17 protein-coding genes are annotated in these 26,370 nt (G+C 47.2%); 12 read left to right on the top strand and 5 right to left on the bottom strand.

The window, feature by feature from the left end:
- Positions 1 to 40: 40 nt before the first annotated feature.
- From AOA63_RS09110 to AOA63_RS09070, 9 genes are all read left to right on the top strand, one after another.
- Positions 41 to 2,878: a DNA methyltransferase gene (locus AOA63_RS09110; protein WP_053959403.1), complete on the top strand. Its 2,838-nt coding sequence runs from the start codon at positions 41 to 43 to the stop codon at positions 2,876 to 2,878.
- The gene (locus AOA63_RS09105) at positions 2,875 to 5,601 is read left to right on the top strand and encodes a DEAD/DEAH box helicase (RefSeq protein ID WP_053959402.1); all 2,727 of its coding nucleotides are present in this window, start codon (positions 2,875 to 2,877) and stop codon (positions 5,599 to 5,601) included. The genes AOA63_RS09110 and AOA63_RS09105 overlap by 4 nt, the downstream gene beginning before the upstream one ends.
- Positions 5,598 to 7,394 carry a BREX-3 system phosphatase PglZ gene (pglZ, locus tag AOA63_RS09100; protein ID WP_053959401.1) on the top strand — a complete coding sequence of 599 codons (1,797 nt, stop codon included), beginning with the start codon at positions 5,598 to 5,600 and terminating at the stop codon, positions 7,392 to 7,394. Before AOA63_RS09105 ends, pglZ begins: the two co-directional genes overlap by 4 nt.
- On the top strand, positions 7,388 to 8,092 hold the full coding sequence (locus AOA63_RS09095; protein WP_053959400.1) for a hypothetical protein: 705 nt from the start codon (positions 7,388 to 7,390) through the stop codon (positions 8,090 to 8,092). Before pglZ ends, AOA63_RS09095 begins: the two co-directional genes overlap by 7 nt.
- Before the next feature lie 195 nt (positions 8,093 to 8,287).
- Positions 8,288 to 10,189 carry a WD40/YVTN/BNR-like repeat-containing protein gene (locus AOA63_RS09090; RefSeq protein ID WP_053959399.1) on the top strand — a complete coding sequence of 634 codons (1,902 nt, stop codon included), beginning with the start codon at positions 8,288 to 8,290 and terminating at the stop codon, positions 10,187 to 10,189.
- Between the two features lie 453 nt (positions 10,190 to 10,642).
- On the top strand, positions 10,643 to 11,731 hold the full coding sequence (locus AOA63_RS09085) for an RNA polymerase sigma factor (protein WP_053959398.1): 1,089 nt from the start codon (positions 10,643 to 10,645) through the stop codon (positions 11,729 to 11,731).
- A gap of 642 nt (positions 11,732 to 12,373) precedes the next feature.
- Entirely contained in the window at positions 12,374 to 13,612 is a 1,239-nt protein-coding gene (locus tag AOA63_RS09080; RefSeq protein ID WP_053959397.1) for an MFS transporter, read from the top strand.
- A 956-nt stretch (positions 13,613 to 14,568) separates the two neighbouring features.
- On the top strand, positions 14,569 to 16,209 hold the full coding sequence (locus tag AOA63_RS09075) for an APC family permease (RefSeq protein WP_053959396.1): 1,641 nt from the start codon (positions 14,569 to 14,571) through the stop codon (positions 16,207 to 16,209).
- Positions 16,210 to 16,497: 288 nt separating this feature from the next.
- Positions 16,498 to 17,370 carry a phosphotransferase gene (locus AOA63_RS09070; protein ID WP_053959395.1) on the top strand — a complete coding sequence of 291 codons (873 nt, stop codon included), beginning with the start codon at positions 16,498 to 16,500 and terminating at the stop codon, positions 17,368 to 17,370.
- Between the two features lie 247 nt (positions 17,371 to 17,617).
- Here AOA63_RS09070 and AOA63_RS09065 read toward each other — a convergent pair whose 3' ends face one another.
- From AOA63_RS09065 to AOA63_RS09055, 3 genes are all read right to left on the bottom strand, one after another.
- A complete protein-coding gene (locus AOA63_RS09065; protein WP_171822667.1) occupies positions 17,618 to 18,808 on the bottom strand; it encodes an MFS transporter in 1,191 nt (396 codons plus the stop codon).
- A gap of 272 nt (positions 18,809 to 19,080) precedes the next feature.
- The gene (locus AOA63_RS09060; protein WP_053959393.1) at positions 19,081 to 19,677 is read right to left on the bottom strand and encodes a hypothetical protein; all 597 of its coding nucleotides are present in this window, start codon (positions 19,675 to 19,677) and stop codon (positions 19,081 to 19,083) included.
- A gap of 222 nt (positions 19,678 to 19,899) precedes the next feature.
- The gene (locus tag AOA63_RS09055) at positions 19,900 to 20,256 is read right to left on the bottom strand and encodes a hypothetical protein (protein ID WP_053959392.1); all 357 of its coding nucleotides are present in this window, start codon (positions 20,254 to 20,256) and stop codon (positions 19,900 to 19,902) included.
- Positions 20,257 to 21,364: 1,108 nt separating this feature from the next.
- On the opposite strand from AOA63_RS09055, the gene AOA63_RS09050 reads away from it, so the two are divergent.
- On the top strand, positions 21,365 to 21,982 hold the full coding sequence (locus tag AOA63_RS09050) for an MFS transporter (RefSeq protein ID WP_139061542.1): 618 nt from the start codon (positions 21,365 to 21,367) through the stop codon (positions 21,980 to 21,982).
- A complete protein-coding gene (locus AOA63_RS09045) occupies positions 21,913 to 22,455 on the top strand; it encodes an MFS transporter (protein WP_139061541.1) in 543 nt (180 codons plus the stop codon). Before AOA63_RS09050 ends, AOA63_RS09045 begins: the two co-directional genes overlap by 70 nt.
- 553 nt (positions 22,456 to 23,008) lie before the next feature.
- On the opposite strand, the gene AOA63_RS09040 is transcribed toward AOA63_RS09045, so the two are convergent.
- Entirely contained in the window at positions 23,009 to 23,554 is a 546-nt protein-coding gene (locus AOA63_RS09040) for a GNAT family N-acetyltransferase (RefSeq protein ID WP_053959389.1), read from the bottom strand.
- A 499-nt stretch (positions 23,555 to 24,053) separates the two neighbouring features.
- Here AOA63_RS09040 and AOA63_RS09035 point away from each other — a divergent pair, with 499 nt between their 5' ends.
- A complete protein-coding gene (locus AOA63_RS09035) occupies positions 24,054 to 24,497 on the top strand; it encodes a hypothetical protein (RefSeq protein ID WP_053959388.1) in 444 nt (147 codons plus the stop codon).
- 376 nt (positions 24,498 to 24,873) lie between these two features.
- Here the strand turns inward: AOA63_RS09035 and AOA63_RS09030 are convergent, their stop codons facing one another.
- The gene (locus AOA63_RS09030) at positions 24,874 to 26,283 is read right to left on the bottom strand and encodes a dihydrolipoyl dehydrogenase (protein ID WP_053959387.1); all 1,410 of its coding nucleotides are present in this window, start codon (positions 26,281 to 26,283) and stop codon (positions 24,874 to 24,876) included.
- Positions 26,284 to 26,370 lie beyond the last annotated feature (87 nt).

Here is a 26,370-nt window from a genome sequence, read left to right as displayed (position 1 = left end):
ATTATTCACGCTTACACCAATGAAAGGATGAATAAAGCAGATGACATGGGGTTTAGAATTCGACCAATCCAAAAAGAAAAAGGGTCCAGTGACCTGCCTTGGCATTGTGTTTGAAAGCGATGAAGAGAGACGTGCCTATTTTACAGAAGAGCTCCGGAAGAAATTACCGGAATTGAAACACATCGAAGGGTTTCCCAAAGCGCGCGACGAGGATATTTTAGCGTTATCCGATCCTCCTTATTACACCGCCTGTCCCAATCCCTTTCTACCACAAATTGTGGAAGAATGGGAAAAAGAGAGTCCCCAAGACGACGAACCCTATCTCCGGGAACCCTATGCGTCCGATGTGTCTGAGGGTAAGAATGACCCAATTTACAATGCCCATTCTTATCACACCAAAGTGCCTCATAAGGCAATTATGCGCTATATCCTTCATTACACGAATCCTGGGGATATTGTCTTTGACGGATTTGCGGGAACGGGAATGACGGGAGTGGCGGCTCAGTTGTGTGGAGACCGAAAAACAGTGGAATCTTTAGGCTACCGCGTCGAGAAAGATGGCACCATTTTGTCAAATGAAGAAGATGAATCAGTGTGGAAGCCGATTTCCAAATTAGGTGTACGCCATGCCATATTGAATGACTTGAGTCCTGCTGCGTCCTTCATTGCATATAATTACAATACCCCCACTGACCCTCACCTTTTTCAAGAGCAAGCCGAGCACGTTTTACATGATGTGGAAAAAGAGTGTGGCTGGATGTATGCCACATTACCCAGTTATGCCACCCAGGAGCAACGCGAGAAAGCGTTAGCAGCATTGCGGCAAAATCCTCAAACCATTTTAGAAGATACATCATTACCATGGGCCAAAATTAACTACACCGTATGGTCTGATGTTTTTGTTTGCCCTAACTGTTCGCATGAAATCATTTTCTGGGATGCAGCAGTTAACAAAGAGCAAGGAAAGGTCCTCGATGAATTTCCCTGTCCGTCGTGCGGTGTTGAATTAACGAAAAAGAAACTTGAACGAGCATGGGTGACGGAATACGATGATGCAATTCATGAAACCGTTCGCCATGCCAAACAAGTACCAGTCTTGATTAATTATTCCATAGGGAAAAGACGAGAAGACAAGACTCCAGATGATTTTGATATGGCGTTATTAGAGGCTATTAACAACCAACCGATACCATATTGGTTTCCAACTGATAGGATGCCGGAGGGAGAAGAAAGTAGACGAAATGATCCACTAGGGATAACGCATGTGCATCAGTTTTATACGAAGAGGAATTTGTTATTACTGATGGCCACCGCAACACCATGTCAAGGTAATAAAATTAATCCTACGATTCCGTGCTTTTGGATAACCTCATCAATGATTCGAACTTCGAAATTATATAAATTCACTCTTGATAGAAAGATGGGCACGGTAAGTGGCACCCTATATCTACCATCATTATGGACTGAAAATTCATCTTTAAAACTACTTTATTCTAAGATTAATGATCTTTCTCTTTCTGTTCCCATAAGAAAATGGGACGTTGCGCATTCTACTGCACCATTTAGTAGTTTTACGGATTTTTCCAATATTCTCGATTACATCTTTCTTGATCCTCCTTTTGGTTCCAATATTATGTATTCAGAGTTGAACTTTTTGTGGGAAGCATGGTTGAAGGTTTTTACCAATAATGGACCAGAAGCCGTTGTTAACAAAGCTCAAAAGAAGACTTTAGAGGATTATCAACTACTCATGACAAAAAGTTTCGAGGCGGCATACCGGATGTTAAAGCCCGGTCGCTGGATGACGGTAGAATTTAGCAATACACAAACGGCGGTGTGGAATGCGATTACTCAAGCTATTCAACAAGCAGGGTTTGTCATTGCCAATGTTTCCGCGTTAGATAAACAGCAAGGCAGTTTTAAAGCGGTCACAACAACTACCGCAGTCAGGCAAGATCTTGTCATCTCTGCCTATAAGCCGTCTGAGACCATGAATGAACAGATGACAGTGACTGCAGGACAGAATGCTGGGATCTGGACCTTTGTAGATGAACATCTGCGTCATTTGCCAGTATTTTTAGGCAAACGCGGTCAAGCGCAGATTATTGAGGAACGCAAACCTCGCCAAATCTATGACCGGCTTGTAGCATATTACGTGTCCCGGGGTTGGCCTTTGCCCATTCTCACATCAGGAGACTTCCAATCAGAATTGATTCGGCGTTATCCCGTGCGCGATGGCATGGTGTTTATGGAGGATCAAGTGGCAGAATATGATCAGAAGAAGATGTTGGTGAAGGAATTACTTCAAGCAGATCTTTTTGTCTCGAATGAATCAACAGCCATTGAATGGATTCGCCAACGGCTTATGAGCAAACCTCAGTCCTATCAAAATTTGCAACCGGATTTCATGAAAGCCATTCAACATCTGGAGAAATACGAGAGCTTGCCCGAGTTAATGGAACTCCTAGAACAAAATTTCTTGAAATATGACGGAGAAGAGGAAATGCCGGAACAAATCGTGAGCTATTTACGAGCTAACTACCACAATTTTAGGGGAACAGAGGTTACCAGCGAAATGCGCCAAAAGGCCAAAGGATTTTGGTATGTGCCTGATCCCCGCAAAGCGGCAGACCTCGAGAAATTGCGTGAACGGGACTTGTGGCGAGAATTTGAGCATTATCTTGAGGATGCCAAAACCAGCAGCAAACGCCTGAAAACATGCCGGAGTGAGGCGCTGAAGGTGGGATTTAAGCGATTGTGGACCGAGCAAAAATATGCGGACATTATTTTGGTTGGCGATAAATTACCACCTGGTTTAGTTCACGATGATATCTTTTTGTCGCAGTTTGTTAATAATGCCAAGTCGTTGATGCGATGAATACCTGGCGATATCTTCCCTCATATCGGCAAATGGTGCGTATCTTAGACTGCCATACCGTGTTCGGCCAAAAAACGTGTCAGATATGGTTACCTAACGAAGAGCGGGTCATCACCGTCCGCGAAGAGGATTTTGGTGATGCGCCACATCTCTCGTTAGCAGAAATTTGCTACCGCGCTTTGGCTGGCCGAATTATACAGGCCTTAAATCAAGACGTGCTGTTAGCGCCCTTGGAAGGACAAATTGAACCGATGCCTCACCAGTTCGCGGTGTTAGAGCGCGTGATTTATGGAGGGCAGGGGCGGCTTCTGTTGGCCGATGAAGTGGGTTTGGGGAAAACCATTGAAGCGGGACTTGTGATTCGCGAACTGAAGTTGCGTGGACTAATCCAGCGGATCTTAATTGTCACGCCCAAAGGCCTTATGCAGCAATGGAAAAGTGAACTCTGGATGCATTTTGATGAGACCTTTTGGCTCATTACCGGAGAGGACATCAAACGGGTAGATGGGAATCAGCCCGAAGAATTGTGGCTCAGTCACGATCAGGTGATTGTGTCTCACGATAGCATCAAACCGCTGGCGAAACGCGCGGGATGGGAAACAACACGGATTGTGGAATATAACCGAAAACACTTTGATGCTGTCACTCATGTGCCATGGGACCTGATTATTATCGATGAAGCGCATAGGCTTGGCGGGAGTACGGATTACGTGGCTCGCTTTCGCCTGGGGCAAGCACTGGCTATGGCCTCGCCGTATCTGCTTCTGCTTTCAGCAACACCGCATCAAGGGAAATCGGATCAATTTGTACGGCTCTTGTCCTTGCTTGATGCCGAACGCTTTATTGACGCAGAACACATGACGCCGGAGGATGTCAGACCGTATGTGATTCGCACAGCTAAACGCCAAGCATTGGCATTAGACGGGACGCCTCTGTTTAAGCCGCGAATCGTGGAACTGATTTTGGTTGACTGGAGCGATTCCCAATATCACGCGCAAAGAGCCGTGTATGAGGCTGTGAGCGACTACGTTCGGAACCGTTATCAAAAGGCTATGCGAGCCAAACAATTTTCTCAAGCCTTTCTCTTGATTCTCATGCAGCGTTTAGTGACATCATCACCGGCAGCGATTTTGCGCGCTATTGAAAGGCGGCTTCAAGTCTTAGAGGGGCGCGAAGAGGACGAGGACGAGACTCCCATAATCAGCGAGTATGAAGAAGATAATAAGGAGATCATGGCCGGATCGGTTCTCAGTGGCGAACGGCAGCATTTGTTAAGTCTCAAGGATTTAGCTCTGACGGCCTTAAATCATGCGGATGCTCGTTTGGATCGTTTACTACGGTTAATCGATCAATTGCGGGAGAAGGAAACGAGCGAAATTAAATTGCTCATTTTTACCGAATTTCTCCCTACTCAAGCCATGCTCGAGCGAATGCTGAAAGAAGCGGGATACCGGGTTAGTATACTGAATGGGCAAATGAGTCTGGAGGAACGGATCTTGGTTCAAGAAGAGTTTCGCGATGCCAGTCAAATTTTGATATCGACCGATGCCGGCGGAGAGGGACTAAACCTACAATTTGCTCATGTTGTCATTAATTATGACTTACCATGGAATCCCATGAAAATCGAACAGCGCATCGGCCGAGTCGATCGAATCGGACAAACCCACGATGTTTGGGCATTCAACTTTGTCCTGCAAGATACCGTCGAAGCCCGGGTACATCAAGTTTTATTAGAAAAACTGCAGAGAATATTAGATGAAATGGGAATTGATAAACTGGGGGATGTATTAGATTCCTCTGGTATGGATGTGAATTATCCGAATCTCTTTATGGAATCTTTAATGGCTCCAGAACGGACGGACCAGTATCTTAACGAATTTGTGGAAAGCGTTGAGATGCAAGCCAAGAACAGCCGAAACTTCGTGGATGTGATTAGTGCCTTGCCACCCGATTTGGAAAAAGTGTCGAAGGCGTTAGGGCATCCTTTTCCGGAATGGGTAGAGGCCATGACTGAGCAGTATGTGATGGCCCGGGGCGGTATGGTTGAACGGCGTCTGTTTGGCATCGATATTCATTTCCCTGATGGCGAAGTGATATCCCAAGCTGTGTTCCGCAAACGGGACCGGGCGGCTCAGAGCCACTACGTCGGTATTCACCATCCCCGCATTGCTTCACTTATTGACAAAGTGCCTCGGGTGACACCCGGTGAAGCGTTTGTGATTCTTGTCTCGTCCCAATTTCCACAAGGTCTAAAAGGGCTGTGGAGCCTATGGAAATTGACCTTGCAGACTCGAGAGAAGAATCGCTCCCGGCTCATCCCCGTATTTGTTTCAGAAGATGGCAAACGCTACAGGACAACAGCGCAAAAGATATGGGAACAGATATGCCAACCCGAGTTTCAGGGAGAAATAACTTTCCGCGAAGGTCTGAGCGATGCGGATTACGATGCGCTTCGCCAAGTGGCCGAAGAAGAAGCCCGCCCTTTGTACCAAGAACTCACCGCCTCTCATCAGGCCTTTTTGCAGCGAGAAAGAGACAAAGCGCGCAAAGCATTTCGTATCCGCGCACAAATGGCAGAGCATGTTGGCTTGCCGGAAGTGCGCGAGTTCCGTCTGAAGCGGTTGCGACAAGAATTAGACAAACGGCAAGTGCAACTTGACCACATGGCAAAAACAATCCCCCAATTTACCCCTTTATTGATTGTGGAGGTTAAAAGCCTATGACGTGGCGCCAACGCATTGTCGATTTCATTTGTGCGTCCAGCACAAGGGTACGGGTTGTCTCTGATCCTGCTAGCCTGTTATTAGATGAAGCATTACTGGCGCTGTTGCAGGAGCAAGGCATTGTGCTCCTCACCTACGAGGATCCCCTGCGGTTTCGTTTAGTTTATGAAGAGGATTTTCGTATGAAGTGGGATCAGCATCAGAGCACTCCGGATTTGGTGGTACGAACAGATGATTTCGATTTCCATCATCTGCCCTATGACCTGGTGAGCCGCGGGTTCCGGCTCTATTTGTCCTTGGGACAGATATTTCCCCATTTGGATCTGAACGCACTACAGGATCTTGATTCCCGCGCTTTCGACCTGATTCTGGAATCACCCCGTTATCCGCGACGGAGCTTGAGTTATGAAGAAAGTCTCGTATTCATTATGCGTACTTTATACCGGGTCGATCCTGAATTAGTGGGCAACGAAGAAGACCTTCTTGCCTTGATTTTCCGGATTCATTCCATGGGCTTTGGGTTACCATCTCGATTGGCGACGTGGCTGAGTGCTTCTTTGAGCCAGCATTGGCATAATGACATCATGTTATCAGAAGTGCTGACATCCAAGGAAAAATGGCAACAATGTCTTGCCAATTGGTCTCAAAGAAACGACCTATTATCCTTGCAAGGCAGATATTGGTTGAAACGCTTAGGCGGCGATGATCAGATTGGCGAACAGAAGGTGATTGTTGGCGAGGAAACCTATCAAGGCATTGAAGAGTTTTTGCACCGGGAGCATATCGTCGGTCTGGATTGGATTGATAAAGCGTATGACATGGCACGTATTTACCTGGCTGCCTATTTAGGAGATGATTCGCGTTCTGAGATCACCAAAGACATTGACCGCATCTTTTATGAATGGGTGCTGCATCAGTACGCACTGATGGCATCTTTACCCTCTCAGCCCCGTCCTAAAATGGTTCATCATATTCCCCAATGGATAAGCCGTCAGGATCCTAGTGTCCACAACCGGTGGGCTCTGGTGGTGCTTGACGGACTTAGTTTGCCGGAATGGATTTATCTGCGCCAGTTTCTTCCATTGAGATGGGATGGGTGCGATCAATGGGCAGCGATGGCGTGGGTGCCGAGCATAACCAGTGTTTCGCGCCAAGCAATATTTTCAGGACGCATTCCTCGGGCCTTTGCCGGATCCATTTATACAACCCAAGGGGAAGAGAAGGCATGGAAAACCTTTTGGAAGGAACAGGGCATGGATTTATACCGTGTTCTTTACCGAAATACTGTAGATACAATGACAGTGACAGACTTCATGCAGGAAATAGACAGCCGCGATGCGATCGTGGTAGGATGTGTCGCGAACATGGTCGATGATTTAGCGCATCATGCTCAAATGGGCATGAAGCAAATTCTCATTGATTTAAAACAGTGGATGAAAGACGTGGGTTGGTTGTCTCAATTTATCAAAGCACTTCAGGATCGACACTTCCATATTGTCATTACGAGCGACCACGGGCATACCCCGGTGCGGGGGATTGGCAAACCTCCTACCGGATCATTAAGTGCGACTAAAGGGGAACGCGTTCAAATTTTTGGATCGGACACGCTCCGCCGGGGGATTAATCATGATAATCGGTGGGGTATTGACTGGCCCTTTACCCATACCTTGCCACCCGGAACGTATCCCTTATTAGCGCGCGCGCATGAAGCATTCAATACGGATGCGCAAGGTGTGAGTCATGGCAGTATTTCTTGGGAGGAACTCATGGTGCCGGTGGTGATCATATGGTGAGATATGGGCCGCGTGTGGGGATCGATCATAAGATTCGCTGGGCCGATTTAGACATGGTGTATCACTGGTGGTTAAAGGGAGAGCCTATTTCCCCCGCGACTATTATACCCCAGTGGCAGCATATTCAAGGACAGGCAGCACGCAAAAAGGCGGCTACCATCATGACGCGGCTGTGGAATCAGCCTTTTTGGCAAGATTCTTTAAATCACAAAGTTTTAGGACAGACCTTGGCTGTAAACCGACTTTTAGGATATTGGGGCTTATTTATCACCGCTTATCCATTTTTCTACAACACCGTCAGCGCCATAGGCCGATTATTAGCGTTGTCAGATGGATTTACCACCCGTCAACTTTACTCGCAAATTGCGGGGATTTATGGGGATAGGGAACGGGTCCGTGTTGGGGTGCGGATGATTTTGGGATCACTGACCGAATGGCAGGTATTAAGACGAGAAAAAATCGGCCACTATGTTGTGCATTCTTCTCCCCTGCAGATATCGGATGGCGAGACACTAACCTTTGTGCTTTTCGCGACACTGCAGGCACTCGGCCAAGACCGCGTTGCGCTTGAAACAGTAAGCCATTTGCCATGGTGGTTCCCCTTTAAGATTGAGATGTCGCGGTGGGCCTTAAAAGACGCCAATTTGATTATTGAGCCTTCTGGCGGAGAGCATTTAATGGTGGGAAGGGAATGCTAGCACATTAAGCTGCGACGGACATCAAAAGTCTAATCAAGAACAATGAATAAATGAGAAATCAACAATTTCGCAGTCGGTTCTGACCCAAAGCCAGTTTGTTGGTGAAGTTTTCATGATTTCAGGAAGTAACCAGTCTGCGCTTTCTGGCGTTATTTGCAGGGATGTAATTTCTGCATAACCTCAGGAGGCATTTTAATGAAATCACCGAAAATGCCACTTATGGCACTGACACTGATTATTTCTATAACCGGGTGTGGTGTGAGTGTTAATACCACACCTTCTTCTTCGCTTCCGACATCACGCTCATCACCTTCATCATCTCCGTCTTCAAAGGCTCCTGTGACACCTACGACGTCCTCTGCTGTGCACGCTTTACAACCTATTTCCTGGGCCACGGCCGATCAAACCCGTATGCAGGCCATTGATTTTCTCAGTGGTTCTAAAGGATTTTTGGCCGGACCAGGAGGTATTTGGGAAACGACTGACGGGGGGAATACGTGGGACTCGGTATCTTCTTCCAAAGCAAATTTTTGGGGAATTCAATTTCCTAATAAGCAAACCGGATGGGTATGGAGCTACCACACTTTGATGGCTACCACCGATGGAGGCGAAACATGGCAGATTCGCGACCACAGCACGTCTTCGTTTATTTCCGTAAGTTTTGAGGGAAATCATACCGGTTATGCCGTAATGGGAACTTCAAGTGCTCTATTAGGAAATGGCGGACCCGGGTATGGTCTTTATCAAACCGATGACGGAGGATATCATTGGCATGTGTTATCCACCCCATTTCATCCTCTTGCCGTGGCTTTTAGGGGACGGAAATTAGGCTGGGTGGCTGGTGACAGCCGTATATGGCATACCACAGATGGGGGAAAACAATGGCAACCCATTTACATTTATGGATCGACCGTTCCTATGGCGGCACATATCACGGTTGAGTCTCCCAATAGTATTTGGGTCATATTGCAAGGAATGTCGGGTATGAACCAGACCTCTTATACGGTCATTCATTATAGCCCTTCAACAGGATGGCGTGTAGTGGCCGCCAAATCGACGGCGGGCGCAGGCCCAGCACCCGATGCTCCGAGTTCGGCACCCTTAGCCCCAGAATTGGCACCGGGACCTTTTGCTGCGGTTACAGGGACGACCGCATTTTTAGGGGGAGTCAGTGCAGCCAGAAATTTCGGTACGACAGCCATTTGGTCGACAAGCAATGGCGGACAGAAATGGAATACCTATCCCCCTATTTACGGTGCTAATGGTGTACCAGGATACTTTGCCTTGAGCTTTATCTCACCGGACAAGGGCTGGCTAGTGGATGGGCTTGATAATACGCAAGTGCTGAGTACCAACGATGGCGGGAGAACCTGGCATCAAATTTTTCCCCCGCCAGATCCAGTAAAGTCTATCAGTTTTGTGTCCCGCCATATAGGCTATGGATTAGGTCTCCCTGGTCATCCCAATGATATTGTCATGACAAAAAATGGGGGAAACACCTGGCAGGTTGTTGGAAAACTTCCTTTATCATCACAGTGGGAATTTGATGGAAGTGGCAGTGCGATGGATTTTATGAATGCTACGACCGGATGGGTTGTACGCCAAAGTCATTTATTCAAGACGACGAATGGCGGGAAAACCTGGTCAATGGTGACGTTAGGGGGATGGGCTCCTAAAGACGGGTTAACTGAGGTGAGTTTCATTGGGAAACATGGGGTGGTCGGCTCACCCTATGCCAATACCTGTTGGTGGACGGCAAATGGGGGACAAACATGGAATGAGGATCAGCACGAAAGTTTTTCCCAAGCCTTAACCGATATAAATCCGGCTGTTAATCAGGAAGTGCAACGCGTTGGGCAACCCTTAGAAATAGCGGGATCGCATGGAGAAATTGTGTGGATTGCCTTTCAGGATCAGAGCTGGGCATTATCAGGGAATGATGGTGCATTGTGGACCATACACTCATTTCCGAATGCATTGGGTTATATTTGGGGAGATTTCGGTTTTACCAGCGCGACAGATGGATGGCTTCAAAGTGCTCCGGGAACGTTGTACCATACCACCAATGCGGGCATGAGTTGGGTTCCGGTAAGATAGCCGTTGTAACGGCTAAGAGCGTGACAATTTGTTTTTTCTTAAGGGGCAAATTTCCCCAGAGGAGAGAAACCGTGACCATAGTACGTCTTTTGGGGAATGACCCTTGAGATTTCTTTTTATAAGAGGGTCACAGGGCTCTAAGCATTTAGCGAATGGGATGCCAGGAAAAAAGAACACTGTTGGTTGGGGAGCATCAGCTTCGGTCACAAACAACGGGGTTGACTGGACGTCTTAGCAGATACCAGCGTATCTCTCTTTAACAATCTAAACACTTTGTGCGCTACACACAACTTTCCCAAATGATTTAATGTAACATAAACAGCAATGAACACCGTCACCACGACCGAGTCTTAAAAGCGGAACAGTAAAAAGCGTTTGAAAGAGATTCATCTGATGGTGTTGGTCTATAGGGGAGGAGTCATGCGGGAGGGGAAAGAGCTTGGAGGAGAGAGGATGCATCACTGGGATGGTTGGTGTACTGCCGTCGATGCATCGATTAGGCGGTATTGCCAACAAAGGATTCCGGAACAAGATGTTGAGGATGTGGTGCAAGAGATATGGGTCAAACTCTTTGACAGATCGGTAGCTCACTTGAACGCCATCTTAGAGGGAAACGGCCAAGGTTATGTGATGGGTATTGCTAAGCATACCGTAGCGGATTATTGGAGAAAGCAAAGAACGGAAAACCGTTTTGGAGAAGAATTAGCCTTGAGTCCTGCAAATGATGTGGTGGATAAAGAATTTGAGCAGGAAATCCGTCTGTTGGTTACGCAATTGCCAGACTCGTTACAAGCATTGACACGAGAATGGCTATTTGCGGACGTGACGCTTGAGGACTTGGCGCGTGTCTATCATCTACCCGTGGGCACCGTGAAATCGCGATTACATCAAGCACGCCAATTATTACAACGGCGGGTGTTGTCTTTTCCGAATAACGAGGGACCGTCATTGTTCTCTGCACCGTCTCGTATTCTGTCTGATAGAGAACGGGCCCTTTGGCAATGGTTGATCGCTAAGGACGCCGACATCCGAATCACTTGGGCTGTTCGTGTCAATCCACAGGGATCAATATGGCTTGATATCCGCGTTGTGACCACTAAAATGACCGCAGTGCCACAATTGTTTATGCGCTGGCCCAATTTGGGTTGGCCCAGGCGATTGGTGACGAACACTCGGATTTACCGAAGTGAGCCCACATCTTCGGAGGCGGTTTGGCATGAATATCAAGTGAACGCCTTAAATCGTCCGGTGGATTTAGAGTTGTCATTCTTTCTTCCTCCACAAAAAGCTCAACAACTTGATCTGGTTACAATGACACGATCTGGATTTTATGTGGGATTTGAAACCATTCCCGTATCGTCTCCTCCCCATAATCTCCGTATTTCCTCACACATTGCTTTAGTTTTGCCGTCCCGGTGGCGCGCCAAAAGTCGGATACGAAAGCCTGAGCAACATCTTGTGGTCAATGACAGACAATATCTTGTCTATCAGGTGGAGAAATCGGAGCGGTTATTTCGTACCGAGTGTGAGGCGAAAATTTAAATCCCTAGACATAGGGGAATATGAATTCTGGAACGGTTTCTACTGTAAGTGCCGAGTCATTATTTAAGGAATCCTCAATACTCGTGCTAAAGTTTCAATCGAGAAGCTCAGATGACCTCAGCGTTTTTCTCAAGCGGTTATGCATGAGATATGGGAAGGAGGGCCTGGCGTTTCTTTCTTTCCTAAATGGTACCCTCCAAACCCCGATTACGTGCTGACAATTTTTCTTGGGAACACGAGGCAACAGGGCTGGATAAACCAGCTGAGAGAGACGATCGCGAAGTGAGGGACAAGAAAGAAATCTATGGTGGATCTAGTTGGCGCCTATGATGGGAGGGTTGGTGCCAGCCCTGCGGTGTAATCAGATGGACGGCGATGCTGGCAGTTTGAGGTTATCTTTGTTTTCTTATAATCCCGACTCAGTCAAGTTACTAAGTCCATAGGGTGCCCGGCGGCTTCGGCACTCTTAGCTTGATGATGATGTTTACAGATTTGCGCGATACCGTTGGACTCCATTTGCTGTTTTTTACTAAGTCGTGGTGGTAAATTTCGTTCCATGATTAAGTAAAAATGCCGAACCTTAAGACAGTTATTTCCGACATCCTTCTTAGAACACCACATACACATAAGGAGGAGTCGGCGATGGCACAACCGCGTTTATGGAAGCATCCACCATTCGTCATCTTAATTTCAGGTCAATGGATTTCACAAGTGGGAAATGCCCTCTTTTTGATGGGCGTATCATGGTTTATTTTGAGCAGCACCCATAACCGCACTGATTTAGGTTATGTCCTTGGTATCGCAGGCATTGCCGGACTTATGGGAATTGTTTCGGGTGTTTTTGCCGATCGCTGGAATCACCGGCGCACATTGGTATTCACGGACTTGATTCGGGCCGTTTTAAGTCTAGGTTTGGTGGCCTTGTTGAGCTTTCATGATCTGCATCTCATTGTGCTTGCAGTCATCCTGTTTTTACTCAATTTACTTGAAACATTATTCAATGCGACCGAGATGGCATATTTGCCCGAAGTCACAGGAAAAGACCTCTATCCGGCCGCTAATAGCGTGAATCAAAGCAGTAGCGCCCTGTCACAACTTGTGGGGCTTGGAACGGGAGGTTGGCTGTTAACGCTTGGGGGACCGGTTTTGCTGTTTTTACTCAATGGCATAAGTTTTTTCATTTCCGCCTTGAGCTTGTTTATGACCCGTCCGGAAACTATGCCCGTCCAAAACACGGCATCCCACCGGAGGATTAGGGAGGATTTGACAGAGGGACTATCGATCATTGTTGACAGTGCATTTCTTCGCCGGATAATTCCCTTGGTCGTCGCGATTAATTTTGTGCTAACTCCCCTTAGTATTATGGATGTGGCTTGGGTTCGACAGATACTCCACCAAGGAGCAGTGGCTTATGGGTTCTTCAGCGTGGCGATCCTTGTCGGCATAATCGTCGGGAGTCTAATGAGTCCGGTCGTACAGAAACAATGGGCGATGTCCAAGACGATTATTGGCAGCTTTCTCATCCTAGGCACAGCGTTCGTGAGTATCACCTTGTACCCGCATCTTTGGGCAAATATCATATGTTTGGTCATTGCGGGAACTGCATTGGGTACCATCAATACCTTATTATCGACTCAGATCGTTCTTATGACGGCAGCCGATGTGCGAGGCCGTATTGGAGGTATTGTCGCGGCTGGTATGAGTATGGCCACGCCGCTGGGAGAAATTTTGGTGGGATGGGTTAGTGGTATGTTGGGCTTGAATTGGCTTTTTCGTTTTGCAGGATTCGTGATAATGGCACTATCCTCGGGTTTTATCGGACTTCCCTTGCCAAAGCCTCTCCAAATGGAACCATCATCCGAGGAAGTATCTTCTCCATGAAAACTTTTTTTGAGACTCATGCAGGTTAATCGGTTACTGGGTGTGTAGATTTATTTTGTGGCGAAGTTAACGAGTTCTCTTGTTGGACAATGCTCATGGACAGCGGAATCAATTGCCCTGCCATTGAACCGGGCGTGATAGCGACCTCAAGGACGAAGTGTCCGGCTGCGTTAACTTGTCTTCAGCAGCAATCATTATGGGAAAATATCATTGGCTAGGCGTCATTGCTTCTCTAGTCTTACTGCCCGTAAGACGAAATGGCGTTTCGCTTAACAAAGTCTCTGAATACGTTTCAGCATGAAGAAAGAACCGAATAACAGTAATAGATATATGTCGTATGACCGACTCAAGGCCCTATCGACAAGCGGACCATCGTCGTTTGGGCCCTCGGGCCCGTCTTCGTTCCATTTATCCTGATTTCCCTAGTGTCGTGGCGATAATCGTTGCCGTCGGATATATGGGACGTGTCTCATACATTGCGATGAAGGAGATTACTGAGTCCGGCATTCACTTAATGCCGCTGGTATCGCACAGAACCTTTGATTAAAGTCATCCTCGCAATTATTCTCTCGCCTCTTTGGAACCACCATGAATGGACTCGGCACGGCGAAGCAATTAACAAAGGCTTTCGACCTTCAGCGTGACTCGTCCTTCGAGGCATGAGATCCTAAAGCTCATAATTTGATGCGCAAACCATCATACCTATTTTATGTAAGATATTAAGATTTACTCGCTGAAACATAACATTTTATTGTTATTGTTAATGAAATATCGTTGTATATACGACAAATTTGTGACATTTTACGAGGTTTGTCTCAGATTTATTCGTCATTACATGTTAGAGTTGAAATATGAGAGTTATTTAATTTCGATAATTTTCTTTGATCGCTTCTTAATCTGTGGTGAGAAATCCTGCATGGTTTGCAATTTCCCTAAAGAAAGGACGGATGATTGATATGGTTAAAGAATCACCTGTCACTACCATGTCTTTAGATCCTGATGTGGCGCCATATCGCCGTGAATTGACTTTTTGGGATCTTGTTTTTGTCTCTATTACTGGTGTAGTGGGATCGGGATGGTTATTTGGTTCTTATAATGCGGCAAAAATTGCGGGGCCTGCATCGCTGATAGCATGGGTTATCGGAGGGATCGTGGTTTTATTAGGGGCTTTAATTAATGGTGAATTAGTGGGGATGTTTCCGCGTGCTGGCGGTGCCATGCGCTATCCTTTGTACTCTCATGGTTCTTTGGTTGCGTTTTTGATTGGGTGGGGCAGCTGGATTCCTGGAGCAGCCGGGGCGGCTACGGAGGCCGCAGCCGTCATTCAGTATGCTAGTTCTTATCTTCCCGGATTGTTTAATGGGACCACCATGACGCCTGAAGGGGTGCTGGTTGCGGCGGCGTTAGTGGTATTGTTTACGTATATTAATTGGCTTGGCATCCGAGTTTTTGCCAAGATTAATGGTCCGATTACGGTCATTAAGTTAGCGGTGCCAGTGGCGACGATTATCATCTTATTTGCTACGAGTTTTCATGCGAGTAATCTTACCTCCCATGGCTTTATGCCTTATCATGCGAAGAGTATCTTTCTAGCTCTCGCAACATCCGGGATTGTTTATGCCTATTTGGGTTCGAGCGGTCCTTTGGAGTTAGCCGCCGAAGCAAAAAATCCGAGCCAACAAATTCCGCGCGTCTTATTGATGGTGGTGGGCTTCTCCTTTTTGCTCTACACATTGCTGCAGCTTGTTTTCTTGGCAGCAGTGCCGCCTTCTTTGCTCAATCATGTTAGCTGGAGTGGTTTGTCGTTTAATGCGCCATTTGCCAATTTGTTAATTGCCGTAAATCTCGTATGGTTTTCCTATTTTCTTTATGCGGATGCCATATTGTCTCCTTCGGGCACGGCGTTATCGGGAACCGCGGTTGTTTCCCGCATCGTTTATGCTTTAGGACTAGAAGGATGGGCACCAAAATTTCTGGCGTACGTGAGTGAGAAAACGGGTGTGCCGACCAGGGCTTTATTGATCAACTTGCTCTTTAGTGTGTTGTTCTTGTTGCCCTTTCCCAGTTGGCAAGCGTTGGTCGGAGTTATTGTGACCTGTGCCTTATTTATCAGACTCGTCATTCCCATATCGCATATGGTGATGCGAAAGACATTGCCTGACCAACCCAGGCCTTTTCGCACGCCCTGGGCGATGGTAGTCAGCCCGCTGGCTACCATGATCTCGGCTCTCATCATTTATTGGGTAGGATGGCCAATCAATGGTCAGGTGATTTTGTTTTTTGCGATTGGCATTGTGTTTTATGCGGTATCGTTTAAGAAGCAAAAATGGCCGACAAGTCATATTACACATGGTATATGGTTTTTAGTCTTTATGGGATTTTTAGCAGGGATGTCGTGGCTTGGAACCTACGGGGGTCGTCACGTGATTCCTGCACCTTGGGATTCCTTAGCAGTAGCTGTCGGGTCCCTGTTGCTGTGGGGCTGGGGCTATGCGTCAGGACTGCCTATTGATCAAGCTCTCATGGGCGGACGACAAACGTCCGTAGAAGTGCGAGTACAAGAACCTGAGCTGAGTAGCTTTGATCAGAATTTTTAAAATCACACTCATGACAAGAATTCCTTGTACTGTTTAATCTAGATGAGAGCGGGAGTGTCCTCCGTTATCTTATGCCCTAGAACACCGATAGACAGCATGACAATCCAGCAGAAGTAGAGCCGTAAGTGACACGTCGGTTGCGTTTTGAAGCATTAAAATTGACCTTTCTCTGTTCTTTATGTTCACACGATGGGTTTAACATCATATGATTGATGTACCCTGATAAGAAAATCTTTGTGGTGTAAAGAACAGAGGTGTGCCAAGACGAATAACCCGTTAATTTCGGGCGTGTTAGCGGTAGCAGAACATCTCGGATTTCACAACATTCATCCCGTCGTCTTAGGAAATGCGGGAAACTTAGTTATTTATCTTGCACCGTATCAAATTGTGGCCCGAGTGGCTATATTGTTCCCGGACGATGATTCCTTATTGTGGAAAGATGTCTGGGTTCGAGAGATAAAAGTTGCAAAGCACCTAATCGCGCATGGGATACCCGTGGTTCCCTATGCGCGTGAGGTGTCTCCTGGACCCTATCTTGTTTCGGATACTTGGATGACGCTTTGGGAATATGCAGAACCCGCCCCGATTTCTGGGTTAACAACCCAACAAGCCATGAAAATGGTTCATGATTTGGATACGGCCTTGGCAAAGTATAAAGATCCTCTCCCGCTGCTTGGGGCTTGGCGTAACGTTGCTCAAGCAGCCGACGATTTATCAACAGTGCACGATGACAGTAGAGTTGTTACATTGCTCATGCGTTACAACAACGTGAATGAGAGGATACATCACGAAGTGCTTTATCCGGCCCATGGAGATGCGCACCCGGGAAACCTGCTCGCTACCAAAATGGGGTGGCAATGGATTGATTTTGAGGATGTATCGTTAATGCCGAAATTCTGGGACCTGGCCAGTTTCATTGGGAACACGGCATTATTTCAAGGGTTGAAACACCCTCTTGTCCAATCTGTCGCAGCACTTCCGGAGGTATTAGAAGACCGTGTCATGTTTCAATATGTTCTTCAAGCACGGGTCATCATGTCGACAATCATCAACTTGGCATTATCCTTGCGCGGTTATGTCAACCTAGATTTTGCACAAACACAACTCGCACGGATCGATGATTTTTTGTGCTGTGTCGATCAGGGGACGATGTGGCGCTGAGTGGGCGTTGATCTTCTCAAACATAACCTTGAAAACCATTGTGCTGCATCCATGATCGACGCCGCTAGCTCATCGCATCTGCGAAGCGCAACCCATTTAAAAGAATTTAGACATCGCCAGTATTCCACGAACCTTGTCCATGATACCACATTAACAAAGAAGTCGATCCCCGCAAAACAAAGGTGCCGAAACTTCTGATTGGCCCTCCTATCCAAGAAATATCCCTTTGCGTTTTTAAGGATTTAAGTCATCCCGTTGTTGTGATAGCTTCTTCTTGTACTGTCCGAAGACGGGAAGCGTTTCGGTAAGAGATGATGGCGAATAAGGTTAAGGGAATGGTCAGTAAAAACATCCCCAGGGGATGCAATATATTGTAACCGATTCCAGCGAATGCGTAGGCAGCAAATGTTCCTAAACCTTGAACCATGCTTAATAGACTAAAATATAACCCGTGTTGACCCGCTTTAGGCAGCACGCCGACTAAAGAAAAAATTTGACCGAAAGCAAAGACGTCACCTACACTGAGGCAAATGATGGCCAGAGTCCATCCCCATACTGTTTGCCAGAGCGCACCAATGACCAATCCACTGAGCAATAACATGGCCAATGATCCGAACCACGACGAGGGATGATTATCGACCCAGTGGGCAACAAGTGGTTGCAGCAAAAAGACGAGAGTCATATCAATAGCGCCAAGAACACCATATAGTTTGGCGCCTTGAACAAAATGAAAAGACAAGTCGAGAGGAACGCCGGATTCAAACTGCATTTCAACGACGACAACTAAAGCAAAAGCGAGGAGAAGCCAGGAAAATGCTCGGTCATATTGAAGGATTTTCCATGGTGAAAAAGATGGCCGTGAATTATCCGCGGCAGCGACAGGTTTCGGCTTTGATGGGCGAAAAGTGATAAAAAGAGCACCTGCTGCTAATGCGTAACCGGATGCAGCCACGAAATATGGCCAACGGGAATACCCCCCACCTAACAAGAGAGCGGAAAAGGGTAAAGCAGCGGCCATACCAATATTATTAAGCCAATGAATGTAGTTCTGAATGACACCACGGTATTCATCTAGGATATGTTCATTAGCTAAACCCCGGGCCATGGCATTGACCGTTGACGCGGCGAGTCCTAAGATGGCCAAAACGATAACGAGAAATACCGCTCCTGGCGTAAAAGCCAGGGCCATAATGGATACGGCACTAATGACTGCAGATATAACGTAGGTGCGCATGGTACCAATTCTCGCCGATACCAATCCTCCGACAAATCCTAATAAGCCACTGGATAAGAAGCGCACAGATAACAGCAGTCCAGCTTCCCACGGCTGATAGTGCAAGACGTGCGTGAGATAAATGATCAGGAAAGGATAGAGCATAAAAGCGGAAAAAGGCACAACAAAGGACATGAAAAAGAGAACGAGAACGGGTCTCGTCATGGCGGAGCGAAACTTCTGAAAATCTTTTGACATCAGCTTTTAATCCTTTCCCCTGGGGTTTTGCAAACAGGCAATAACGTTTAGGATTCACAAACCATTTCGGCGGTTATCCATTTGAATTCATGATAATTTTGGGTTTATTATGACATAACTCTTTTGAGGGATTTTCAATAAATTACTGGGTTTTTTTGTTTTTACCCAAGAATTTTAACTCGCGCTGCTCCAAAGAAGTTTTCTATTATAGACAACGCCTGCCGGCTTAAAAATCTCTATCAAGGGGCAATGGTTAAGTAAACCATGATAATGATGATGGTCACCTGAAGAAGACCTTGAACCGCCGCTAAACGGCGATTTCGGAAGATAAGACGGGTTAATCGGGTGGGATCAGGGGAGGTTTTTTCCATTTCTTTGAGCATGGAAAGACTGGTGGGGAGCATAATGCCTAGACCCACGATGGTTAATGTTATGGTCACAAGACCTGCTGCGATAATCCAAGGAAACATTGCGCTATGGGTGGTGGCAAACCCGTTATATTGCGCCACATACCAACCGGCAGTGCCCGTGGTGAGACCTAAGACGGGCATATAGAGTAAGGTTTTGGGAATAAGGCGGGATTGCACAGCTTTTCGTTCGGAAGGCGACAGATGTTTCCAAATAGGGCCGAGGATAAAGCCTAGAAAAATGTCTGCGCCAGTCCATAGACTTCCTGCCATAACGTGGCTGAACAAAAGCAGATAAAAATTATGAACGATCAGAGCCAGAATCATTAACAATGGAAGTGACAAAATCCACCAGGTGAGATACCGCCAAGGAATCAAGAAACGCGATAAGGAATGGGATGGATGGTTGGAAGATATTTGAGACGGCATGACCTCTCCCCATTTCGTGAGGGAATCCGCATAAGTTTTTGGCATTCACCTTTAATTATAATGGGTAATCGGCTTTTATACGGCATTCCCAATTTTTTACGTGAATCTGCTTGACTCGCTATCCATGGATGAGAGGTGAATGGGTGCTTTTTTGTTCATCCTTGTGCTGTGCTACGCTTGACATAATGAACGCTCCCATAAACGTCTTACGCTCAGAGCGTGTTATTTAGGTTCGCTGATTTGTGTCAGATTTTCTAACGGTACCCATCCTTCTTCACTCTGGGAATTTTTGCTCCAGACCCATCCCCCTACAATCTGCGTTCCTGTGACCAAGTCCCCGGGACTTACGGTCAATTCGGTAGAATCGTAATCCGTCGTGACAACGGCCCGGTTGTCATCCCATACATGGAGAAATTGTTCGGGTACCCATGCACCCTGGCCCGACTCGGTAGTGCACCACAGCCACGACGACCAGTCGGTATCCCGTCTTCCGACCGACACCATCTCTCCGGAATACAATCGAAGTCCTTTAACATCACTACGACTGTGCTCTCGCACAACACGATATCGAACGCACATAAGCTTCTCCTCAGTAATTTGATGAGGCTACATTGACATTTTGGTCAGGAAGTACACGAGCAGTTTCTACCATTTACTTGGTTGAGATCGCACGAACATGTCCCAAGAATGCTGATTTCTAAAAATTATACGAGGAACTCGATGATTTTCACATCATGTTGTCTTTCTAAAAAAACGAATTTAACCCATTTATTTTGACGAGGATTCCGCGGAAGCCCATGGTTAACAGATTTGGTATCAATTACTTGGTCGACATGTCATGACCCGGCATTACGTAGAACAGATATTTGAAGTTATCCGTACCATCACGACATCGGCGAATCCCGCGATGGTTAAATTATTACATCATAAGCTTGCTAGGGATCGCAGATGAACAAAGGGTTGAAGATGAGGAGAGATCATCCATATGAGTCTCGGATTGGTTGGATGCAAGGGGTTTCGCTACGGGTTCATAACGTGCCTTAACGTTTTGGCCGCAGATAAGGTCATGATGAACACCTTCCTCATCCTGAGCGCAGGATCTTTTGATTCGACGTCGAATACGTGTACATATTTTTGAAATGTGTACCAAGCAAGCAATAACTCACAGGGCGATGGCAACGATGACATATAATGGGGTTGAGTTATCCTGGTTTATCGGTTTTTGGAATACCCAATCTTTACATGAGACTCTCACATTGCAAATGCCTTGTAGACAAAGGTTGACACGGAAGAAGACTTTCGTGAGTCAACGCCAGCACGCATGGAATCCTCTCATTCGACGAGAGATAGGGTATATGCAATGTCTCAAGAGATGCGTGATGGCGGTCCTCGTTTTTGTCCTTGCATCAAGCCTGTACAAAAGGTCATGCATTGGTATTGACATATTTAAGAGGGATTTCTGAACCATGGTTTTCCATGGGTACACGAGTTTTCCGTGAGCATCATCCTCATGTGTCTGAAAAAGGCTAATGGATCGCTTCGTCCGGAGGGGGGATCCGTGTCACTCATGTCCAAGGCATTCTTCCGTACAATAAAAATGTCACCACATAGTGTGTTCGTCTATGCAGTTTTAATGATATTGCTGTCGGTCATCGACAGGATTTTCGGATCTCTCTATATCATCGATATGACGAGAAACGGACTGTCAGTCGAATCCATAGGGATTATCGCCTCACTGGCGTTAGCTATTACGACGTTGGTCGATTTCCCTTCGGGAATTGCCGCGGATGTGCATGGTCGAACCAAGGTCTTGGCAATCGGATTGGCCGTGTGGTCGTTAGGATTGTTGTTCTTTGGATTATCGGGTACCGTTCTAGATTTCGCGCTATCTATGGCGGTGTGGGCAGCCGGCATGGGCACCGTGAGGAGATTGCCCCAAACGTGGGTCGTCGACACATTGGCTGCACACGGAAGAGCAGAAGACAAGAAGATTGTTCTCCCACAAGTCTCCAGTGTGTCCCAACTATCCGGGGCGGTCGCAGCCGGTGCGTCGGTGACTTTAATGGGAATCAGCATGGCTTGGCTATTCGGGGCACAGGCGTTGTTCGCGGCTCTAGCGTGTTGTATTGCCCTGTTCGGTATGGCGGAGAACTATGGCACTAAAACCCGGACGCGGGTTGCTGTGGGCAGCCTTGTTAAGCTGCTCACCGAGACAACCCCAATGCGACTTGTTGTGTGGCGCGGGCGATGGTGTCCAATGGAACTCTGTCGCTCTTTCTGTCATTTTGGCAGGTTTATTGGCTGAGACAGTTGCATGCGTCGGCTCGGTGGGTTGGCCCCCTGCTCGGATTACTGATTCTGGAATTGAGTTTCGGCCTGTGGGTCTCGCGCTTCATCGGCACGAAAGTCCCAGGGGTACTTTCTTCAGGGATTGGAGCCCTTCTCATCGGCCTGGGAGCCATCACCATCGCCTGCGGCACCGAAACTGCGTTTTTTCTGGGACAGATTATCCTGGAGGTGGGACTCGGCATTGAATCCGGGTCCGCCATGGTGTGGATACACGATTGGATTCCTCCGTCTCTTAGAGCCAGCGGACTGTCAGCGATAGGAACCGTTGGCGGATTGGCAGCGATCGTTACCCCCACTATGGGAGGCTGGGTTATCACGCATGGCGGGTATGGGGAGTATTGGGTGGTTATGGCGATTCTGGCCTTCGGAAACGCGATCCTCCTAGGCTTCATCGAACGCACTCGGCATCGCGAGAACCGTGCTGACTAGTGCAAGACAGATCCTTTGAGTTTCGGACAGTAACGGACACAGAAGGATGACCCATTGGGTCGTTGTCTGAAAGCAACAAAAAACTTCTGCGACGGATATAAGAGACCACCATGCGGCCAATGTTTGACCGATGCCCAAGACGATGTTTTCGCCTATATGCAGTTGCCACATGAACTTTGGGAGCAAATCGCGTCCACCCAACCCCTTAGAACGCATCGGTCGCAAAGTGGACCGACGTGTCGCTTGGACGATAATTAATAACTCAAAATGGGCTTGCGTCTTGCCGAGGAGATCTGCCAGCCACAGCCAGTACGACACGCATCTTTATGCTTTGTCGTGAAAAGTTAAGACATAACAATTGATATCTTCGATGGAAAATGTGTCACCAAAGGGATTCGGAGTGATTTTCTGAATAATTTTTACGCCTTTTTTCACTCGGGTTGGAAGCCATCACTTCGTCTGAATGAGAAGTTGTCTCTCTATAAAAACAATGAATCGTGGTTGGAATAAGTTGGTGATGTGAAAAGTTTGGGATTTGTGGCTCGGCGCCGAATCATGCGAGGAAAGAAATCAAATGGTGAAGATTTTCCCATCCATAAGAAACTTCGTCAAATGTTTGTGTTCCCAACGTGATGGAGCGTTCACTAAGTTGTGAGCCGCCTAACTTTTCGTAAAACCTTCGGAAGGGATTTTCTTTTAAAGCCCAGACTTTGAGTGCCTGATAGTGATGCGTGATGAGCCAGTGCGTCGCGGCTTCTACAAGCTGTCGTCCGCCGCCTAACCTCTGCCAACCCTTGAGCAGATATATGGCATAAAGTTCCGCATCATAGTGGACATCGTCATCGCGATTGGGACCGACGTCAATAAATCCTACGACATGATTACCTGGAGAAACAAGGACAAAGATCGCCATATTGGGATTGTTAAAGCGTTGTTGTCGCGACTCAACGCGTTCATCAAGATGCTGTTCTAAATGATCAAGAAACGTATCCGAAACAATTCCAGTATAGGTACTGCGCCAACTGGCGATCTGCACTCGGGCAATAGCTTCGGTGTCATCGGCTGTGCTAGGGCGTACACGAAACCATAAAGAATTCACGAGTTGCTCCTTTCCTTCGGGTCTTCGGGCTAACGATCCGTTGAATCTGCCGACATCTAATATTTTGACTTTACCGATTGAACAACTCCGCAACGATTTCCCATCTCGGTAATGTGATGTCGAACAAGTGTGAATCTGCATTGACATTCTCTATAGGCAGTGCACCACGGTTTCTGCCGTTTTCTTGAGGGAGAATCTGTGAACATTGCTAAAGAACTGATTTCTAAAATTATACGACGAGCTCAACAATCAGAACAATCATGGTGCCATCGACCCACGGTCCAGGGAGGGCATTCATTAGGCCGTGAAAACGCTTAAGGATTCTTCAGGATTTTGAGAGTCACATGACATTACATGGCCAAACCAATCGGGATCAGAAGTCGATAGCCTTTCACCAAAATAACTAGAGGATATTCCTAGTACAATAAAAGGATTGTACTATAGTTTGTTCTAGAATATCCTCTAAACGCTTAGAAATATCACACAGAGGTGAAAGGCAATGCAACCCATTTATGTTGGCTGGGATCCTGCCAAAGCTCATGATCAAGAAATTGGCCATCAATTATTTGATCGACATGCCACCACAACACAGCGTCACGTAGAAAAAACGGCTGAAGGAATTCGTACCGTAACAACATCTCACGATGCGGTGACAGTCCAATTATTACAAGATCATGTGTTGGCGATGGAATCCCGGATGAAGAAAGGGTTGGTGATGAGGAGATGGGATCCCTTTTTCCCCGAATTGTTTCGTTATGCTGATGAAATTGATCAAACCATCATCACACACAGTAACGGGGTGGAAGTTCGAGCTCAATCCTCTAATCCTTACGTTGTTAAGTTGTTACACATTCATGCAGACGCTGTTTCCGATTTCGCCGAAAGAGGTTGGGACGCAGCGCATGATGTCCACGGTTTACCGTCCTCTCGTGACGGAAGTTGATGCGTCCCAATGAATTAGGCCCCATGGGTTTTAGTGGGACAAAAAGCCACTCGCAAGAAGTTAGAGCAAGAGCTGTCAACTAAAAATAAACAGTAGCGAAGGGTCCACTTTTTGGTTTAGGATGAAAAATATGTGATCCGACGACCTAGGCACCCTGTAGGGTTTGTTACAACAATAGGGTAGCGTCATTGCGAGTTGTCTGTTCGATCCAGATATGCGGTGATGATAGCGGGTTGACAAGAAATCTCCGTGGACCTTTTAGGACTTAAAGAATCTTGCCAACCCGGAAACCTAGGGGCAACTACCGATTTCTTGGAGATACGGCGGTTATGAGGTCTTCTTCGGTCTGAGCCTAAAAAACTTCCCGTAACTTCGCTTAAATTGAGCGCGCCAAACGGTCAATAATTTCAAATTGCGTGGGATGAGGAAATGTCATTTGGGCCAGTTGCCGTGGTGTCAAGCCCATATGAACGGCCATATGCAGCGCAGCCGACAAAGCCGCGCTGCATGTGCCGACACTGTGGGCGCCGATGATTTGACCCGTGGAACGGCTGACAACCAATTTGAAAAATCCTTCTAGCTCACCGGCAATCTGTGCCCACGCCTCCTTTCCCATCGCCTTGGTATATTCATCAACTTTGAGCCCACGTGACAGAGCTTGCTCTGCTGTCAGGCCTACAGACATGCCTTCGGGCCGGGAAAAAACGGTGGTGGGCATTTCTTCGGGATGGAATCCGATCAACAAATCATGCGGATTCAAAATATGTTCCGCTACCATTTCGCTCATACGGACGGCAGAATGGAACAGCATGGATTGGCCATTCACGTCTCCGGCGGCATAGATATGAGGAATATTGGTGCGCATATAAGGATCCGTGACAATGCCATGTTTGTCATAAGCCACGCCAACGTGATCCAGCCCTAAGGTTTGCGGCAGATGGGGAATGCGTCCGACGGCGGCTAACACGCGCGATGTTTGCCATTCCCGTAATTGCCCATCCTCTTGGTGAGCTTGGACAATGAATTGATTTTTGTCTTGTTTTTGTATCGCGGTGACCTGAACCCCCGTGACGAGCGTGACGCGCTTCGATAAATTGGCGGTGATGGCACGAATGAGGTCGGGATCCATGCCGGAGAGAATGGTCGGAGCCATTTCTAATAAGGTGATACGAATGCCTAAATCAGAGAGCATAGACGCGGTTTCGACCCCGATATATCCTCCCCCCAAAATGAGCATATCATCTGGCAGCGCTTCTTGCGTTTTCTGCCAGGCAAAAAGGTCATGAGAATTCCACGTATATTCAAATCCGGTAATGGGCAGCGATTGCGGTTCCGACCCGGTGGCAATTAGAATGTGTTTGCCAAACACTGTTCGGATATCGCTGTGCTCGACATCTGTGATTTCCACGGATTGAGCACTAAGGAGTCTTCCGGTTCCATGGACAAATGTTAAAGCCGGGGCGGCCTCCGCAATCTCTTGTTGATGTTGCAGGTAGCGGCGAGCTTGGACCCCGTCTTTGTAATTCCGGATTGCCGACCACGCGGCCGTGACGGAGGGAATATCCACGCCAAAAAACGGAGCCTGACGGGCCTCATGGATCCGTAATGTGGCCAGACGCACGGACTTCGAAGGGACACAGCCTTCATACAGACAATTGCCACCTAAATTTCCCAGTGTATCGACTAATAAAACCTTTTTCTGCGCTTGAGCAAGGCGAAACGCGGCGGGATATCCTCCGCCACCACCCCCAATAACAATCAGATCGTATGTGTCATTTGTGACCATTTTTGTTCTTCCCTTCTTTTAGCGAATCATTTTGATAATCGTGATCAGAACGCGACAAAACCTTAACGTTGGTAAGCGGTATCGACT

The organism is Sulfobacillus thermosulfidooxidans, from assembly GCF_001280565.1.
Lineage (GTDB): Bacteria > Bacillota > Sulfobacillia > Sulfobacillales > Sulfobacillaceae > Sulfobacillus > Sulfobacillus thermosulfidooxidans_A.
The sequence above is the reverse complement of the archived record's forward strand: the minus strand, read 5'-3'. Positions and strand labels throughout refer to the sequence as shown.

Excerpts from the sequence above, each read along its gene's own strand:
- AOA63_RS09060 (WP_053959393.1), bottom strand. The coding sequence starts at position 19,677 with ATGCCGTCTCAAATATCTTCCAACCATCCATCCCATTCCTTATCGCGT.
- AOA63_RS09065 (WP_171822667.1), bottom strand. The coding sequence starts at position 18,808 with ATGACGAGACCCGTTCTCGTTCTCTTTTTCATGTCCTTTGTTGTGCCT.
- AOA63_RS09055 (WP_053959392.1), bottom strand. The coding sequence starts at position 20,256 with ATGTGCGTTCGATATCGTGTTGTGCGAGAGCACAGTCGTAGTGATGTT.
- AOA63_RS09050 (WP_139061542.1), top strand. The coding sequence starts at position 21,365 with ATGACGAGAAACGGACTGTCAGTCGAATCCATAGGGATTATCGCCTCA.
- AOA63_RS09095 (WP_053959400.1), top strand. The coding sequence starts at position 7,388 with ATGGTGAGATATGGGCCGCGTGTGGGGATCGATCATAAGATTCGCTGG.
- AOA63_RS09030 (WP_053959387.1), bottom strand. The coding sequence starts at position 26,283 with ATGGTCACAAATGACACATACGATCTGATTGTTATTGGGGGTGGTGGC.
- AOA63_RS09035 (WP_053959388.1), top strand. The coding sequence starts at position 24,054 with ATGCAACCCATTTATGTTGGCTGGGATCCTGCCAAAGCTCATGATCAA.
- AOA63_RS09080 (WP_053959397.1), top strand. The coding sequence starts at position 12,374 with ATGGCACAACCGCGTTTATGGAAGCATCCACCATTCGTCATCTTAATT.
- AOA63_RS09085 (WP_053959398.1), top strand. The coding sequence starts at position 10,643 with ATGCATCACTGGGATGGTTGGTGTACTGCCGTCGATGCATCGATTAGG.
- AOA63_RS09110 (WP_053959403.1), top strand. The coding sequence starts at position 41 with ATGACATGGGGTTTAGAATTCGACCAATCCAAAAAGAAAAAGGGTCCA.
- pglZ (WP_053959401.1), top strand. The coding sequence starts at position 5,598 with ATGACGTGGCGCCAACGCATTGTCGATTTCATTTGTGCGTCCAGCACA.
- AOA63_RS09090 (WP_053959399.1), top strand. The coding sequence starts at position 8,288 with ATGAAATCACCGAAAATGCCACTTATGGCACTGACACTGATTATTTCT.
- AOA63_RS09105 (WP_053959402.1), top strand. The coding sequence starts at position 2,875 with ATGAATACCTGGCGATATCTTCCCTCATATCGGCAAATGGTGCGTATC.
- AOA63_RS09075 (WP_053959396.1), top strand. The coding sequence starts at position 14,569 with ATGGTTAAAGAATCACCTGTCACTACCATGTCTTTAGATCCTGATGTG.